Origin of the sequence: Alienimonas californiensis (genome assembly GCF_007743815.1) — a bacterium.
Lineage (GTDB): Bacteria > Planctomycetota > Planctomycetia > Planctomycetales > Planctomycetaceae > Alienimonas > Alienimonas californiensis.
In genome coordinates this window covers 2,760,063-2,775,602 of record NZ_CP036265.1, presented here as the reverse complement: position 1 = coordinate 2,775,602, position 15,540 = coordinate 2,760,063, and the positions used below count along the sequence as shown (strand labels likewise).

Below are 15,540 nucleotides of genomic sequence, written 5' to 3'. Positions count from 1 at the left end.
CCGACTCGTCGTCGCGGCGCTCGTTCTTGTCGGCATGAACCCGGCCGGGGCGAGCGCCGACGACCTCCCCCCGCGGCTGACCACCCCGCAGAGCGTCGCCGCCGCCGACGCCGGCGCCCGCTGGCTCGCCCTGCGACAGCGGCCGGACGGCTCGATCGGCTCCGGCCGCCGCTACCGGCGGAACGTCGGGGTGACGGCCCTGTGCGGCCTCGCCTGGGCCAGCGGCGGCAGCGTGCCCACCGGCGGCCCCCACGCCGAAAACGCCGCCGCCGCCGCCCGCTTTTTGCTCGACTCCCAGCAGCCGGACGGCCTGTTCTTCGCCGCGGACTCCCCGGACACCCCGCCCGACGGCTCCATGTACGGGCACGGCTTCGCCACGCTGTACCTCTGCGAGATCCTCGGCGAATTGACCGAACCGCAGTTCGATCCCGACGCCGCCCGGGCCGCTCTCGTCCGGGCCGTGCGCCGCATCACGGACAGCCAGAACGCCGCCGGCGGCTGGCGCTACGTGCCGACCTCCGCCGACGCGGACATCAGCGTGACGGTCTGCCAGATCGCCGCCCTCCGCAGCGCCAAAGACGCCGGCATCCCCGTGCCCGGCGGCGTGGTCCCGGCGGCGGTCGCCTATGTGCGCAGCTGTCGGAACCCGGCGGACGGCGGCTTCTTCTATCAGGCCGACCGTCGGGAGGGCAGCCGCTTCGCCCGCAGCGCCGCCGCCGTCAGCGCCCTGCGGACCGCCGGATTGAACGACCCGGCCGTCGAGGCGGAGATCGCCGACGGCCTCCGCTACCTCCTCTCCCAACGTCCTCTGCGCGGCGGCGGGGCCTATCCGCACTACGGCCGGTTCTACGCCACCCGGGCCGCCTGGCAGGCCGGCGGCGACACCTGGGCCGCCTGGTTCCCCCCCATGCGGGACGAACTGGTCCGCACCGCGATCCCCGACGCCCCCGGCGTCTTCTGGCGCAGCAGCCTGATCTCCGACGAATACGCCACCGCGATGTCCGTCCTCGCCCTCCGCGTCCCGGCCCGCCTCCTGCCGATTTACCGGCGATGACCCCGCCGCCCCTCCCCCGCCGAACGTTCCTCAGCGCCGCCGCAACCGCGTGCGGTTTCGCGGGGACCATGGCGGTCGGAGCGACGTTCTACGACCCGGTAACGATTCGCCTCGCCAACGGCGCCCAGGCGGCCGGCAGCCGGTTGCGGGTGGAAGGCGCGACGCTCCGCCTCGACGACCGCTCGTGGCCGTGGGGCGAGGTTCTGGACGCGACCGTCGCCGGCCCCGTCGCTGCCGACTTGGAACCCGACGGCGAACGCGGCTGGGTCGAACTGACCGGCGGCGACCGCCTGTTCGGCACGGCGACGGCCTTCGACGGCGACGCGATCGGCTTGGAGCGCCCAGACGGCACGGCGCTCTCCCTGCCCGCCGACCGCGTGCGGGGCGTGCGGTTCCCCGGCGGCGGGTTCGAAACTGGAGCCCTGACGAAGCCGCACCGGCTCACCCTGCTCCGCGACCGCGGGGCGGACGATCTGGCGCTGCTCCGGGCCGGCGGGCGGACCGGGGGCGAACTGCTCGGCTTCGACACGGCGACCGTCCGTCTGCGGACCGCCGCGGGGGAACTCACCCTGCCCCGGGCCGAGTTGGCCGGACTCTCGCTCTCCCCGGACCTGCAAACCCCGCCGAAGACCCCGGACTCGTTCCTCACCCTCCTGCTCGCGGACGGCTCTCACCTGACCGCCGCGGCACTGACCCTCGACGAAACCGGCGGAACCGCCGTCACCCCGGCCGGGATTGAAGTCCCGATCGCGGCGGACGCGGTGCGGCGGATCTCGGTCGTTTCGCCGAGGGTGCGGGAGGCCGGGGAACCGGCCGCAACCTTCGCCCCCGGCCCGGCCGGCAGCCCGCCGCCGGTTCGGGATCGCACCGTCACCGGCCGCCGTGCCGTCGCCGCCGACCGCCCGCGGCCCCGCGGCTGGGGCGTCTGGTCCGGCACGACGCTGACGTTCCCCGTCCCGCCCGACGCCGCGGCGTTCGACGTCGGCTTCGCCCTGACCGCCGCCGCCGGCGAACTGGCGGAGTGCGACGTACAGATCGCGGTCGACGGCACGACGCGGCAGGAGCGCTCCGGCCTGCGGACGGGGAAACTCGTCCCGCTTCGCATCGACGTGACGAATGCGGAACGCGTCGCCCTGACCATCGCCCCGGGCGCGCTGGGCGGCGTCCAAGACGAAGCGTTCTGGATCGCCCCCCGGTTCGTCATTCAGAGCGACGAACCGTAACGCAGAGGCCCCGCGGGGCCTCTGCGTCCAGAACGCTACTGCTCCGGCGCGACGGGGTCGCGGAGCAGCGCGTACCGCAGCGCATTAATCCCGATCTTCAAAGCGTCCTCGGGCAGATACCCCGCACAGGCGGCGGTCGTTTGCCGTTCCAGGGCGCAACTGATGTCGTACTTACTATAGATCACTGCAAGCTGCCCGTTGACGGTCACGCCCTCGAGAAACGGCTCCCCGACGACAACGTCCGCATCCAACGCCCCCGCCCCGACGGCCGCGGGCACGCGGCGGCGGACGCGGGAGAGATCGAACCCGATTTGCTCCGAGAACAATTCGTGATCCGGCGGGATGCGGGTCAGCGGGGACTCCGGGAAGAGTTCGCCCATCAACTCCCGCATCGCCCGGTCGAACGGCTCGGAGCCGCAGCAGGCGTCCGCAAACAACACGCCGCCGTTCTCCAGATAGGTGCGCAACCGCTCCCGCTCCGCCTGGCCCAGGGAGAACGCCCCGCGGCCGTGCATATACAGCACGGGATAGCGGAACACGTTCATATCGCCCGGCGTCAGCGACTTCACCTTGGTGCTGGCCGCGACGCCGGCGGTGCGGTTGAGGGCCAGGAGCAGGTTCCGTAGCGCCCTAGGGGCGGCGTCCCATTCCCCCTCGTGCCGCAACTTGGCGACCTGCAACAGGCCGCGTTCCACGGCGTCCCGGGCGCCGACTTCGGCGACCGGGTCCTTCGCCTCCAATTTATCAGGCGGCTCCCGGCCGGTGGCGTAGGCGAGGATATTCACGCCCGTATTGACCTTCTGGGTGATCTGCGTGAGCAACTGCGGATCGCGGTCCGGCAGATCGTAGGGCGTCCACAGATCCCAGTAACAACTCAGGTCGACCGGGCTGAACATTATCGGCGTGCGGCAGCCGAGGTCCGCCCCGTACAGCTCCACGACGTCCGCGTTCAGCAGATATTCGCTGCGGAACACGGGGTGCTCCTCCGTAAGGCGGTCCAACTTCGGCGCGTCCTCCGGATACATCTGGGCGACGAGCCGTTCAAAACCGGCGCGGAAATCCCCGCCGTCGCAGGTCGCCACCCCCAGCAGGAACCCGCCGGCGTCGACGTAGTCCCGCAGGAATTTCACTTCCACCGGGCTGAACTGCGGAGCGTCCCGACCGGTGATGAGCGTGACCGGCCCCTGCAGGGCGCCGGCGAGGTCCCCGGCGGCGACGGCCTTTTGCAGGTCGAGCACCTGCCATGTGACCAGCTTCGGCCACTTGGGCAGGCCGCTGACGTGAAAGGTGAGGTTGCGGGCGTCGGCGGGGTGCGTCTGCCAGGCGTCGTCCCCGGCCTGTCCGTCGTCGTATTTCAGTTTATTCATCAGGACGGGGCTCAATCCCTTCGCTAAAAACAGCAGGGAAAAGGCGGTCCCGACGATCTCGTTCGTTTCGCCGAAGCCGTTGCCGACCCAGCCGCCGGTGCGGGGGTTTTGATTGCGGAGCAGCCACGCGGCGCCCTCGCGGTACCAGTCGTGCTCCCCGAAGAAGCGCCGGCCGGCCAGTCGGCCGGCCCGCTCCAGGCCGTAGAGGTAATAGAGCGTGTGCGAGTTATATTGGGGGTTGCGGGAGACGGCGAAGTAGCGGGTCAGCCAGTCGGAGGCGGCCTCGACGGACCGCTCCAGTTCGCGCTCCGCGTCGTTTTCGCCGCAACAATTCGGCGTACCGTCGGGGTTCAATTCGTCTTGCCGCAGCATCGATTTGAGAATGCTGAGGGTGGCGATGCCGGCGACGGTCATGGAGCCCCGCGCCCCGCCGCCGGCGCCGGTGTAGGTGTAGCCGCCGTCGCGGTTTTGGGCGTTCGGGCCGACCCAGTAGTTGGCGATGTCTTCCCAGGTCTGCCGCTGGACCGGGACGCCGGCGTAGGCGGCGTCCCGGAGGCCCAGGACGGCGTATTGACTGTTGGAGCGGTCCGCACTGCCGCCGACGCTCGGCAGGCCGTAGCCCCAGCCGCCGCGGTTCCGGCCCTCCTTCACCCGGCCGTCCTCCAGTGCCCGGGTGAGGGATTGCATGCGGGCGCTGTCGCGGCGGGGCTCCTTGGCGGCGGCGAAGGCCATCAGGGCCAGCGAGGTGTCGTAGGTGCCGCCGCCGACGATCTCCCCGGTCGGCAGATCGCGGAGGTACTTCAGCCCGGCGGCCACCGGGGGGGAATCGACGGGCTCCCCGCTGTTCAACAGGGCCAGCACGCACAGGGCCGTCGAGCCGGGGATGTGGCTCACGCCCGGCGAATCCCAAGACCCGTTCGCCCGTTGCAGCTTGGCGAGGGCGGCGACGCCGCGGTCAATCGAGCGTTTCACCTCCTCGCTGGACAGGTCCTGGGCAACGGCGGACGGGGTGAGCGACGGCGCCAGCAGCGTGCAGAGAACCAGTGCCGCGGCAAGCGGACGGCAAGTTCGCGGGGGGGGCGACAATCGCATCGGGGGGCGTCCTTGGGGCGGGGGGCGTATCATCCGGCGCCCCCGCTTCGCCGCCCAGCCCGGTTTCTTCGCAAGAACCCCGGCCGATCGACGAATCGCCCCGTCCCGAACGCCCCCAGCGACGTCCGCCCCGTGTCCGACCAGCGCGACTTCGACGAGTTCCTCACCAAGTTCAAATCGCACTACGGCCTGGTGCGGGAGGAGCTGCACAAGGTGGTCATCGGGCAGGACGAGGTGATCGAACAACTGCTCGCCGCAGTGTTCACCGGCGGGCACTGCCTGCTGGTGGGCGTGCCGGGGCTGGCGAAAACCCTGCTGGTCTCCACGCTGGCCCGCGTGCTGGACGTCAACTTCAAGCGGATCCAGTTCACCCCGGACCTGATGCCCTCGGACATCACCGGCACCAACGTGCTGGACGAGGACGAGCACGGCCGCCGGGAGTTCCGCTTCGTGCACGGCCCGGTGTTCACGAACGTGCTGCTGGCGGACGAGATCAACCGGACGCCGCCCAAAACCCAGGCGGCGCTGCTCCAGGCGATGCAGGAAAAGGAGGTCTCCGCCGGCCAGAAGACCTACGACCTGCCGGACCCGTTCTTCGTGATCGCGACCCAGAACCCGATCGAACAGGAGGGCACCTACCCGCTGCCCGAGGCTCAGCTCGACCGGTTTATGTTCAACGTGAAGGTGGACTACCCGAGCCTGGACGAGGAGGAGCGCATCCTCGCCGCAACGACCGGGGGCGTGCGAGAGGAGGTGCGGAAGGTGCTCAGCGCCAAGTCGATCGTCTACCTGCAAAAGCAGATCGCCCAGATCGAGGCGACGCCCCGCACGATCCAGTACGTCGCCCGGCTGGTGCGGGCCACGCGGCCGGGGGACGACCGCAGCCCGGGGTTCGTGAAGGACCTCGTCGACTGGGGCGCCGGTCCGCGGGCCGGGCAGTACCTGATTCAGGGCGGGAAGGCGATCGCGGCGATGGACGGCCGGCCGAGCGTCACGCTGGACGACATTCGCCGCGTCGCCGTGCCGGTGCTGCGGCACCGCCTCAGCACGAACTTTCAGGCCCAGGCCGAGGGGGTGGACAGCGTCAACGTGGTCGAACGCCTCGTCGCCGAGGTGCCGGAGCCGGAGATCGCGAAGTACGAGTGACCCGGTTAGCCGCTCTCTTGAAGAGAGCGGCTAACCGGGCTCGGCGCGGGGGTTCGAGGGGAGCACGAGCAGGCGGACCTCCTTTTTCACCCCGTCGCCGCCGAGGAGCACGCCGACGGGCGCCGGGGGGGCGGCGCCGGCGGGCCGCAGGGCGTTCAGCCGGGCCGCCGGGCCGCCGCCGACCACCGCCACCAACGGGCTGGGCTCCACGGCAAGAGCGTCGTTGAGCAGGTCGGCGACGCGGGGGCCCCGGGGATCGAGGACGAACACCAGTCGGCCGGGGGCCGCGGCGGAGAACAGAAACTTCGCCGCCTGCTGATCGGCCTGCTCGGCGAGGACGAAGATGCGGGTCTCCGGCCGCTCCGCCAGGGCGGCGACGAGTTGCCGCGTGCCGCGGCCGGCGGACGGGTTCGTCCCCCGCACCGACCACTTCAGCCCGGTCGCGGCGAGCGCGACGACGGCGACGATCAGCAGCCGGCGGTCCCGCACGGTCCGCGGCCAGCGGTAGGCGACGACCTCCCACAGTCCCCACAGGCCGATCGTCGCGCCGAGGGCGACGACGGCCCGCACGGCAGTTTCCCAGGGTTCCTCGCTCCAGATCCAGCCGCTCAGCAGCACGAGGACCGGCAGGAGCGTCAGCGCCGCGACCCCCCGGGCGCTGACGGCGGGGCGACAGGCGCCCTCCAGGCCGACGGCCGCGGCGACGGTCGCGGCGATCAAGACGGCCAGCACGCCGACGTCCGCCCCGCCCCCGTCGAGCCGCGGGGTCCAGGCCGCCGCCCCCAGAACCGTCGCGGCGCCGGCCAGTCCGAGGACGACGCGCCGCGCCGCGGGCGCCATCCAGCGCCGTCCGGCGAGCGCCGCCGCCAAGCCCGTCACGGCGAGCCCGGCCAGCAACCAGACGCCCTGCGAGGAGAGCCCCGCGGCCTCCCAGGCGGGCGAGGGGCCGAACGCGAGTGCCGACACCGCCGTGACGCCGAACCCGGCGAAGAACATTCCCAGGCGGCCCAGCGTTTCCGCCGGGCGGTCCGCCGCCGCGGCTCGGCCGGACCGGGTCGACCGCTCCCACCCGCGATCCGGTTCCCGCGGTTCGTCCCCCCGGGCCGGGAGCAGGGCGAGGAGGAAGTCCGCCGCGGCGACCGCCGCGGGCGTCAGGGCCGTGAACCAGCCGGCCAGCAGCGCCCCGGCCCCGGCGGCGGCGCCGGCGAGGGCGGCGACGGCGGGACTGCCCCGCCGGCTCGCCCGCACCCACAGCCAGGCGGCGATCACGGCGAGGGCGGCGCCGGCGACCGTCGGCGGGGCGGAGGCGGCCGCCGCGGCCGTCACCGGATTGGCGGCGATCAGCAAGGCGGCGAACGCCGCCGGGCGGGCTCCCGCGGCGGCGGCCGTCAGCTGCCAGACCGCCCAGACGAGCAACGTCGCGCCCGCCCAACTGAGCGCGAAATACGGCACCGGCCCTTCCGTGCCGGAGACCGCCAGCAACCGTCCCGTCAGCCACGCGGCCGGGCCGACGTCCGTCAGGGAGTCGCCGTTCAACGCTTCCAGGCAGGCGACGCCCCAGTCCGGGTCGACCCGATCCAGCCGGCAGCGGGGCGACGCCAGCACCGCAGGCAGCACCGCGAGGGCGGCCAGCAGCGGGCGAAGCGGGTTCGGGCTCTCCAGCACGCGGAACAACCGCTCGCCGGGCTTGGCGGCGAGCATCAGCACGTGCGCGTCCGAGGGGCCCTCGTCCGCCGGCGCCGGAACGGGCGCCGCCGGAACGGGCGCCGACTGGCCGGAGGGCGCCGGCGCCGCGGGGGTCGCCAGGGGGGTCACCGGCCCGTCCGGTTCGCCCGGGCGTGCGCGATCACGTCGGCGAGAATCTCCCGCAGCGGCATCGACGGCGCCGTGCCCAGCAGCCCCTCCAGCGCCGAGGTGTCCGGCACGCGGCGTTGGATATCCTCGAAGTTCGAGCCGTAGGTCTTTTCGTAGGGGACGAACTCGATCGCCGAGGAACTGCCCGTCAGTTCGACCACCGTCTCGGCCAGCTCCCGCATCGTGACGGGTTCGTCCGCCCCGAGGTTCCAGACGCGGCCGGAGGCGCCGGGATGATTGATCAGGCGGACGACGTGGTCGACCACCTCGCCGACGTGGGCGAAGCAGCGTTCCTGGGAGCCGTCGTCGTAGACCTGCAACGGCTCCCCGTCGAGGGCGGCCCGCACGAAGCGGGGGATGACCATGCCGTAGGCCCCCACCTGCCGCGGCCCGACGACGTTGAAGAACCGGCCGATGATCACCGGGAAGCCGTACTTCTGGCAGTAGGCCAGCGCGAGGAACTCGTCGATCGCCTTGCTGCACCCGTAGGCCCAGCGGGGGCGGGCGGTGGGGCCGAACACGAGGTCGTCCTCCTCCGTCCAGCGCTCCTTGGGGTTCTTGCCGTAGACCTCGGAGGTGCTGGCGAGGAAGAACCGCTGCCCGCCGGCGGCGGCGGCCCGCAGCAGGGTTTCGGTGGGCTGGATGTTCGTCTCGATCGTGCGGGCCGGGTCGTCGGCGACCAGCTTCACCCCCACTGCGGCGGCGAGGTGATAGATCACCTCCGTGCCGGCCGTGGCCTCCGTGACGGCCTGCGGATCGGTGATCGAGGCCCGGATCAGCCGCAGCGCCGGGTGGTCTTTGACCGCGCTGAGATTGCCTTTGCGGCCGGTGCTCAGGTCGTCCAGCACGACGACCTCGTGCCCGTCGCTGAGCAACCGCTCCGTCAGGTGCGAACCGATGAACCCCGCGCCGCCGGTGACGAGACAGCGGGACACGGCGAGACTTCGACGGGGGGAACGAACGGGGGCGGACCGCCCGGCGGCGGACCGCGGAGGGGAACCGTCCGCCCATCAAACGAACAACGCCGGGGGATCGCAATCCCCCGGCGCTGCCGGAACCCGCACCTCACGGCGCAGACGTGTTGCCGATCGCTCGGCGATGTCGGCGGGCGCTCCGGAGAGCGCCCGGCGTTGGCTCAACGCGGTCTCAGTTCTCCCGCCTCAGTCTTCCTGGGACGGGACGGGCTCCAAATCTTCGTTCAGGTCGTCCGCGGCGCCGGCGTCCAGGTCCGCCGGGTCGACCCGCCGCAGCGGGCCGTAGCCGGTGATGACTTCGCCCGGGGCCAGATCGAGGCCCTCGGAGCTGAAGGAGCCGCTCGTGCTGCCGTAGGAGTCCCCGTAGGGGCTGCCGTAGGTCGCGCCGTAGGAGCCGTAGTTGGAGGTACCGAAGTCGTCGAAGTCGCCCTGGAAGCTGCCGTTGGGGTCGGCGGCGTCGAAGGCGTCCGGGCTGTTCATGCCGGCCGGCGGCAGCGGATCCTGATAGCCGCCGCCGTAGCTCTGGCTGGACGGGACGCCGTAGTCCGGCTGGGGCGACAGCGGGCCGGTGATCGACGAGCCGCCGCAGTCCCCGGTCGGGCAGTCGTTCGGGCAAACCTGCGTCGGCACAACCCGGCAGACCTCGTAGGGCACCTGACGGGCCACGCACTTCTGCACCAGCCGGGTGACCGGCCGCTGCACGGTCCGGCAGACCGGGCGGCAGACCTGCACCTGGTACTCGTAGGGCACTTCCTTCCGCACGCAGTACTGCACCTGGCGGGTCCGCGGCTCCTCGACCATCCGGCAGACCTGCACCGGCACCTGACGGGTGCGTTCCTCTGTCACCATCCGGGTGGTGGTGACCGGACGGCGGGCGACGCGTTCCTCACGCACCATCCGCGTGCAGGTGTAGGGGACCTGCTCACAGACTTCTTCCCGCACCATCCGGCAGGTGGTGACGGGGATCCGCTGCACCGTCGTCTCCGGGACGCGGCGGCAGATCGTGTAGGGCACCTGACGACGCACGACCTGCGGCACCATCGTGGTGCAGGGCACCTGACGCTCGCAGACCTGCGGGGCGTACACCGGCTTGCAGACGGTCATGCAGTGCGGACGGAACGCCAGCCGCGGAAAACAGCAGGGATCGCACGGATCCGGCGGCACGAAGCCGAGCTTCGGGGGAAGCGGAACCTGGTAGTGGGCCATGCGGAACCGCGGCACCGTGTGGGTGACCGTCCGGTAGGTCGTGACCGGCCGCATCACCGTGTAACACTGCTCCGAAACGCGGGTTTCGGTGACGTTGCGGTAGGTGGTCCGCGGGATCTCCTGAATCACCGTTTCCGTCACCGGCTTCATCACGACCCGCCGCACTTCGCGGGTGCGGGTCTCCGTGACGGGCCGCATCACGGTGTAGGGCTGCTCGTGCACAACGGTCTCCGTCACCGGCCGCATCACGGTGTAGGTCTGCTCCCGCTGGGAGGTTTCGAAGACCGGGCGGCGGACGGTGTAGGTCTCCTCACGCACCTGCGGTTCGAACACGACCCGGGTGGCGGTGCGGGTTTCCGTCTCGAAGACGTTCTCCGTGACCTGCTGCGGCACGTAGCAGACCTCCCGTTCCACGACGGTGTCGTAGATGGTCCGGTAGGCGGTGGTGCGTTCGACGCGGTTGGCCGTGTAGCAGGCCGGCGGCGGCGCCGCCTGCGGGCAGCAACCGAAGCTCATCAGGCCGCACAGCCCCGCATGCGCGGGGGCGGGCACAAGGGAAAGGGCGGCCGCAGCGGCGGCGGCGGCGAGGGTCCGAGCGTTCATATGACTCTCTGGGGGAGCGGGTTCACTGGAGGAGGGCAGTTGCCGCGATCGAACCGACGTTTCCCGGCGGGACCGACCCCGACGAAACGCACGTTGCGATCGCTCACCTCCCCGGACGCCGCGTCTGTGCGAGGCCGACTCTGTTCCATCCCAGCCGGCGTCCCGTCGTGGGGCGCCGTGCTCCTCCTGAGCGGGGCGGGTCGGCCGCGTCCTGTCGTAGGCACAGTATCCTGTGGGCGCGGGGGGGTTCGCAAAGGGAAAACGCGTCCCCCGTCAGGGTTCAGAAGAACCCCGACGCGGACGCGGATCCCGACGAAAACTTCGCACGCGGAAGGTCGGCCGGATGGGCAAGCTGCGCCGCTGAGGGGACGTCGAACGTGGCGTTTTGGCGCGCGTCCGCAGAACCGGCGCCGGCCGTCCCCTCACGCGGGGCCTTCCCCAGCCCGCTCCCCTCGACAGCCTCCCCCCGCCCGCCCACACTCCGTCCGACCCGCACCCCCGGCGCTCCCGGCCGACCCGTGCGAGCCCGCCCGATCCGTCCCGCCCGCAGCGACCGAACCGCCCGTGCACGTCTTAGTCGTGAACGACGACGGGATCCACTCCCCCGGCCTGACCGCCCTGGCGACCGCCGCGGCCAAGCTGGGCGAGGTCACCGTCGTCGCCCCCGCCGTCGAACAGAGCGGCGTGGGCCTGACCATCACTTACCGTCACCCCCTCATGTATGAGGAGGTGCACCGCCGCCGGGAATCCCGCGACGGCCAGCCGGGCGAGCGCTACCACTACGGCTACGCCGTGCACGGCAGCCCGGCGGACTGCGCCAAGTTGGGCGTGCTGGAACTCGGCCGGCAACTGCGGGGCACGCGGCCGGACCTGACGCTCTCGGGGATCAACCTCGGGGCGAACGTGGGGCACGGGGTGCTGTACTCCGGCACCGTGGCCGGGGCGATCGAAGCGGCCTTCCACGGCGTGACGAGCGTCGCCGTCAGCTGCGTGAGCCGCGACCCCGACGACTGGGCCCCGCTGGCCGAGTACGCCGTCGACGTCGCCGCCCGCCTCTACGAAGCCGGCCGCGAGCGCCCGACCGAGGGGGCGGCGTTATGGAACCTGAACCTCCCCGCCGTCGCCCCGCGGGGCCTCAAGGCGGTGCGGTGCAGCCCGACCCGCCGCGGCGATCTGCTGGAACGCCGCGACAGCCCGGAGGGCCGCCCCTACTACTGGACCGGCATGGACCCCGCGACCGCCGGCGATCCCGCCCCGGACACCGACGCCGGCGCCGTCGCCGCCGGCTACGCGGCCCTGACGCCGCTGCGGTACGATCTGACCGAACCCGCCGGCTTCGCTGCGTTGCGGGACCTCGACCTGCCCCTCGACTGACCCCGGCCCCGCCGCCATGCCCGCCGCCCGCACGCTCCTCATCCTGTGTCTGACGGCAGGACTCGCGGCCTCCGCCGGGTGCAAGAAGAAGGACGAGATCCCCCCGGAGGTCGACGCGGCCCTCAATAAACACGAGGCCCCCGCCCCGGAGCCGGAGCAAAAGACCGGCATCGTCGGCCGCAAAACGATCGAGGTGCTGGACGCCCCCGCGGTGATCGCCGCCGGCACCCACACCATCGCCCAGGATAAGATCGGCGAGGGCCCCCCGCTGGGCGACGGGGGCGCCGGCTACACCGACCCGATCTCCGGTCCGCTGAACGCCCTCGGCAGCGTCACCGGGTTCGCCGGGCAGTACCCGATGCAGCAATGGGTCAACGGCGAATACGCCCTCAACGGCAAATACCCGACCTACGAGCAGTTCACCGGCTTCCTGCAGAAGAACAAGCAGTACGCGATGCCGATGCCGCGGCTGTCGCAGCGCTACGGGTACGACGAAACCCGCGGCGCCGTCGTGGTGCTGGACGTCGTCGGCGGCATCCCGGACGAGGGCGGCTCGCTCGACATGGACGGCGACCGGCTGCTTCCTCAAAAGGAAGACTGAGCCGACGGACCGCCGCGGCGGACCGGCCGGCGTGCGGTGGCAACGATTCTGAGGGTGCGGGCGGACCGTGTGGGATCGGTCCCGCGAATCCGTCGATGGCCGCCGTTATGCGACGTCACACCCCCCAAACGTCCTCCGCGCCCCGGACCGCGACCGGAGGGATGCTGTGCGTCGTCGTCCGCTGCGTCTGCACGGCAGGTTGCCTCCTCGCCGCCGGGACCGCGGTCGGGGCGCCGCCGGCGGCGCCAATGCCGGTCTTCGACCGCGCGTCCGGGAGCCCCCCCTCGGTCAGCGTCGCACCGGCGGACTCCCATGGGGCGGGTGACGGTCGCGTCTCGACCGCATCGTGCGAATCGGGGTGCGACACGGCAAGGGGCGGCGCCTGCGGGAACGGCCGCAGCGGAGGTTGCCTACCCCCGAAGGCGGCGGCGTGGCTGGCCGGCGGACAGTTCTTCAACGATCGGGGCCGTCCGATTTTCTTCCGGCGCGAGGGCCGCGGGCCGACGTTGTTGGTCATCCACGGGTTTCCCACGTCCTCCTACGACTACGCCGAAATGTGGCCGGCGCTCACGGCCCGCTTCGACGTGATCGCCGTCGACCTGCTGGGCTCCGGATTCTCGGACAAGCCGTTCCCGTACGATTATTCCGTCCTCGAGCAGGCGAACATACTGGAGCGTTTCACGACCGCCCTCGGCGTCGATCGGGCGCACGTGCTGGCCCACGACTACGGGGGCACCGTCACGCAGGAATTATTGGCCCGCCAGAACGAAGGTCGGTCCTCGCTGTGCCTGGAATCCGTGACGTTCCTCAACGGCGGGTTGTTCATCCAGGCCCAGTGCCTCACGCCGATCCATTATCTATTTGACTCGCCCCTGGGCGTTCCGGTGGGGGCCCTGACCTGCGAGCCGGCCTTCAAATGCATCACAAAAAGCTTTATGGGTCAGGCCGCGAAGGCGGGAGCCGTGGACCTGGACGGCATGTGGGCCATCCTCAATTACAACCGGGGGCAAAGGGTGCTGCACGGCATCATTCAATACCTCGACGAACGGAAACAATTCGAAAGGCGTTGGACCGCCGCCCTCGCCCACGCCCGTTGCCCGCTGGCGTACGTGTATGGGGCGGAAGATAAGGTCTCCGGGGACACGATCGCCCGCCGGTTCTCTGAAGTCGTCCCCCACGCGCCGGTGGTGAGGATGTGCGGCGTCGAGCATTACCCGCACACGGAAGCTCCCGCCCGAACCGCGGCGATCTTCCACGCGCTACATGATGGGTGGGGCGCCCCGCCGGCGGGGGCGCCTGCGGCGGATCGCAGCGACGTTCCGCCGCCGGCTCCCGCCCCCCGCTGAGGGCCGCTCACTCCCACTCGATCGTCGCCGGCGGCTTGCTGCTCACGTCGTAGACGACCCGGTTCACGCCGCGGACGCTGTTAATCACCCGCGTGGCGATCCGGCCGAGCACCTCGTGCGGGAGGGGGTACCAGTCGGCGGTCATATAATCGTCCGTCTTGACCGCCCGCACGCAGATCGTGTCTTCGTAGGTGCGGCCGTCGCCCATCACGCCGACGGACTGCACCGGCAACAGCACCGCGAAGGCCTGCCGCACGTCCCGGTACAGGCCAGCCTTCCGCAATTCGTCAATCACGATCGCGTCCGCGGCCCGCAGCGTGACGAGCTTCTCCGCCGTGACCTCGCCCAGGCACCGCACCGCCAGCCCGGGGCCGGGGAACGGATGCCGCCAGACGAGGTCCTCCGGCAAGCCTAATTCTACCCCCATCGCCCGCACCTCGTCCTTGAACAGGTTGCGGAGCGGCTCGATTAACTCAAACCCCAACTCCTCCGGCAGCCCGCCGACGTTGTGGTGCGATTTAATCGTCGCCGCGGGGCCGTCCGGGTTGGCGCCGCTTTCGATCACGTCCGGGTACAGCGTCCCCTGGGCGAGGAACCGGGCGTTGGGAATGCTGACCGCCTCCCGTTTGAAGGCGTCGATAAACTCCCGACCGATAATCTTGCGCTTCTGCTGCGGGTCGGAGACGCCGGCGAGGGCGTTCAAAAACTGACTGCGGGCGTCGCAGACGTGCAGGTCGGTTTTGAAGTGGTCGCCGAACTCCGTGCGGACCTGCTCCGCCTCGCCCTCGCGCAGCAGGCCGTTGTCGACGAAGATGCAGGAAAGTTGATCGCCGATCGCCTGATACAGCAGCGCCGCGACGACGGAGGAGTCCACGCCCCCGCTCAAGCCGCAGATGACCCGAGCGTCGCCGACCGTCTCGCGGACGCCGGCGATCTCCTGATCAATAAGTCGACCGATTTCCCACGTCCCCCGGCAGCCGCACACGCCGGTGACGAAGTTCGCCAGCAGCCGGCCGCCGTGCTCGGTGTGGGTGACTTCCGGGTGGAACTGCAGTCCGTAAACCGGCCGATCGCGGTGCTTCACCGCGGCGGCGGGGCAGGTGCCGGTCGTCGCCAGCGGGGCGAACGCTTCGCTGAGGCCCTCCACCTGGTCGCCGTGGCTCATCCAGACGGTCGATTCACTGGGCAGGCCGTCCAGCAGCGGGTCGGAGGGTGCCGCGACCCGCAGCGTGGTGCGGCCGAACTCGCGGTCGGCGCCGGGCTTCACCTCGCAGCCCATCGCCCGGGCGAGCACCTGCATGCCGTAGCAGATGCCCAGCACCGGCACGCCGAGGTCGAAGATCTCCGGGTCCGGCTGGGGGGCGCCCTCGGCGTATACGCTGGCCGGGCCGCCGGAGAGGATCAGCCCCCGCGGATTCAATTCCCGCACGCGGTCGGCGGGCAGGTCCGGGCGGACGATCTCGCAGAACACGTTCTGTTCGCGGACCCGCCGGGCGATCAGTTGGGCGGTCTGCGAGCCGAAATCGAACACCAGCACGCGATCTTCGCCGGCCGCTCCGTCCCCCGACGGGGAGAGCGCCGGGGCGAGCGGATCGAGCCCCGAACCGGGGGGAGCGGGGGAGACGGAACTGGACATCGACCGATCTGAAAAAGACGTGGAGCCCGACCGGGTCGGCGGCGGGGAATCCGGGAGTGTAACG

At 71.3% G+C, this 15,540-nt stretch carries 11 protein-coding genes; 6 read left to right on the top strand and 5 right to left on the bottom strand.

What is annotated here, in order from left to right; genetic code table 11:
- The first annotated feature begins 34 nt into the window (after window positions 1-34).
- The gene (locus CA12_RS10980; RefSeq protein ID WP_145358992.1) at window positions 35-1,054 is read left to right on the top strand and encodes a prenyltransferase/squalene oxidase repeat-containing protein; all 1,020 of its coding nucleotides are present in this window, start codon (window positions 35-37) and stop codon (window positions 1,052-1,054) included.
- Window positions 1,051-2,277 (top strand): NPCBM/NEW2 domain-containing protein, encoded by a 1,227-nt coding sequence (locus CA12_RS10975; protein ID WP_145358991.1) that lies wholly within the window; start codon window positions 1,051-1,053, stop codon window positions 2,275-2,277. Before CA12_RS10980 ends, CA12_RS10975 begins: the two co-directional genes overlap by 4 nt.
- Before the next feature lie 35 nt (window positions 2,278-2,312).
- Here the strand turns inward: CA12_RS10975 and CA12_RS10970 are convergent, their stop codons facing one another.
- Window positions 2,313-4,736 (bottom strand): DUF4159 domain-containing protein, encoded by a 2,424-nt coding sequence (locus CA12_RS10970; RefSeq protein ID WP_165700692.1) that lies wholly within the window; start codon window positions 4,734-4,736, stop codon window positions 2,313-2,315.
- Window positions 4,737-4,868: 132 nt separating this feature from the next.
- On the opposite strand from CA12_RS10970, the gene CA12_RS10965 reads away from it, so the two are divergent.
- Window positions 4,869-5,882 carry an AAA family ATPase gene (locus CA12_RS10965; protein ID WP_207621952.1) on the top strand — a complete coding sequence of 338 codons (1,014 nt, stop codon included), beginning with the start codon at window positions 4,869-4,871 and terminating at the stop codon, window positions 5,880-5,882.
- A gap of 30 nt (window positions 5,883-5,912) precedes the next feature.
- Here the strand turns inward: CA12_RS10965 and CA12_RS22045 are convergent, their stop codons facing one another.
- The 3 genes from CA12_RS22045 to CA12_RS10950 all read right to left on the bottom strand — a co-directional run bounded on the left by CA12_RS22045 (window position 5,913) and on the right by CA12_RS10950 (window position 10,519).
- Window positions 5,913-7,697, bottom strand: a complete 1,785-nt coding sequence (locus CA12_RS22045; RefSeq protein WP_165700691.1) for a 23S rRNA (pseudouridine(1915)-N(3))-methyltransferase RlmH — start codon at window positions 7,695-7,697, stop codon at window positions 5,913-5,915.
- On the bottom strand, window positions 7,694-8,671 hold the full coding sequence (locus CA12_RS10955; RefSeq protein WP_145358989.1) for an NAD-dependent epimerase/dehydratase family protein: 978 nt from the start codon (window positions 8,669-8,671) through the stop codon (window positions 7,694-7,696). The genes CA12_RS22045 and CA12_RS10955 overlap by 4 nt, the downstream gene beginning before the upstream one ends.
- Window positions 8,672-8,896: 225 nt before the next feature.
- Window positions 8,897-10,519: a hypothetical protein gene (locus CA12_RS10950; protein ID WP_145358988.1), complete on the bottom strand. Its 1,623-nt coding sequence runs from the start codon at window positions 10,517-10,519 to the stop codon at window positions 8,897-8,899.
- 564 nt (window positions 10,520-11,083) lie between these two features.
- On the opposite strand from CA12_RS10950, the gene surE reads away from it, so the two are divergent.
- From surE to CA12_RS23230, 3 genes are all read left to right on the top strand, one after another.
- The gene (gene surE, locus CA12_RS10945) at window positions 11,084-11,893 is read left to right on the top strand and encodes a 5'/3'-nucleotidase SurE (protein ID WP_145358987.1); all 810 of its coding nucleotides are present in this window, start codon (window positions 11,084-11,086) and stop codon (window positions 11,891-11,893) included.
- Between the two features lie 16 nt (window positions 11,894-11,909).
- Entirely contained in the window at window positions 11,910-12,494 is a 585-nt protein-coding gene (locus tag CA12_RS22040) for a hypothetical protein (protein WP_165700690.1), read from the top strand.
- 554 nt (window positions 12,495-13,048) lie between these two features.
- Window positions 13,049-13,840: an alpha/beta fold hydrolase gene (locus CA12_RS23230; protein WP_242687843.1), complete on the top strand. Its 792-nt coding sequence runs from the start codon at window positions 13,049-13,051 to the stop codon at window positions 13,838-13,840.
- 7 nt (window positions 13,841-13,847) lie between these two features.
- Here CA12_RS23230 and guaA read toward each other — a convergent pair whose 3' ends face one another.
- Window positions 13,848-15,476 (bottom strand): glutamine-hydrolyzing GMP synthase, encoded by a 1,629-nt coding sequence (guaA, locus tag CA12_RS10935; RefSeq protein WP_145358985.1) that lies wholly within the window; start codon window positions 15,474-15,476, stop codon window positions 13,848-13,850.
- Window positions 15,477-15,540 lie beyond the last annotated feature (64 nt).

What these genes read in the sequence shown, in the direction of transcription:
- CA12_RS10980 (WP_145358992.1), top strand. Translation starts at nt 35, where the DNA reads ATGAACCCGGCCGGGGCGAGCGCCGACGACCTCCCCCCGCGGCTGACC.
- guaA (WP_145358985.1), bottom strand. Translation starts at nt 15,476, where the DNA reads ATGTCCAGTTCCGTCTCCCCCGCTCCCCCCGGTTCGGGGCTCGATCCG.
- CA12_RS10970 (WP_165700692.1), bottom strand. Translation starts at nt 4,736, where the DNA reads ATGCGATTGTCGCCCCCCCCGCGAACTTGCCGTCCGCTTGCCGCGGCA.
- CA12_RS10975 (WP_145358991.1), top strand. Translation starts at nt 1,051, where the DNA reads ATGACCCCGCCGCCCCTCCCCCGCCGAACGTTCCTCAGCGCCGCCGCA.
- CA12_RS23230 (WP_242687843.1), top strand. Translation starts at nt 13,049, where the DNA reads ATGTGGCCGGCGCTCACGGCCCGCTTCGACGTGATCGCCGTCGACCTG.
- CA12_RS22040 (WP_165700690.1), top strand. Translation starts at nt 11,910, where the DNA reads ATGCCCGCCGCCCGCACGCTCCTCATCCTGTGTCTGACGGCAGGACTC.
- CA12_RS10950 (WP_145358988.1), bottom strand. Translation starts at nt 10,519, where the DNA reads ATGAACGCTCGGACCCTCGCCGCCGCCGCCGCTGCGGCCGCCCTTTCC.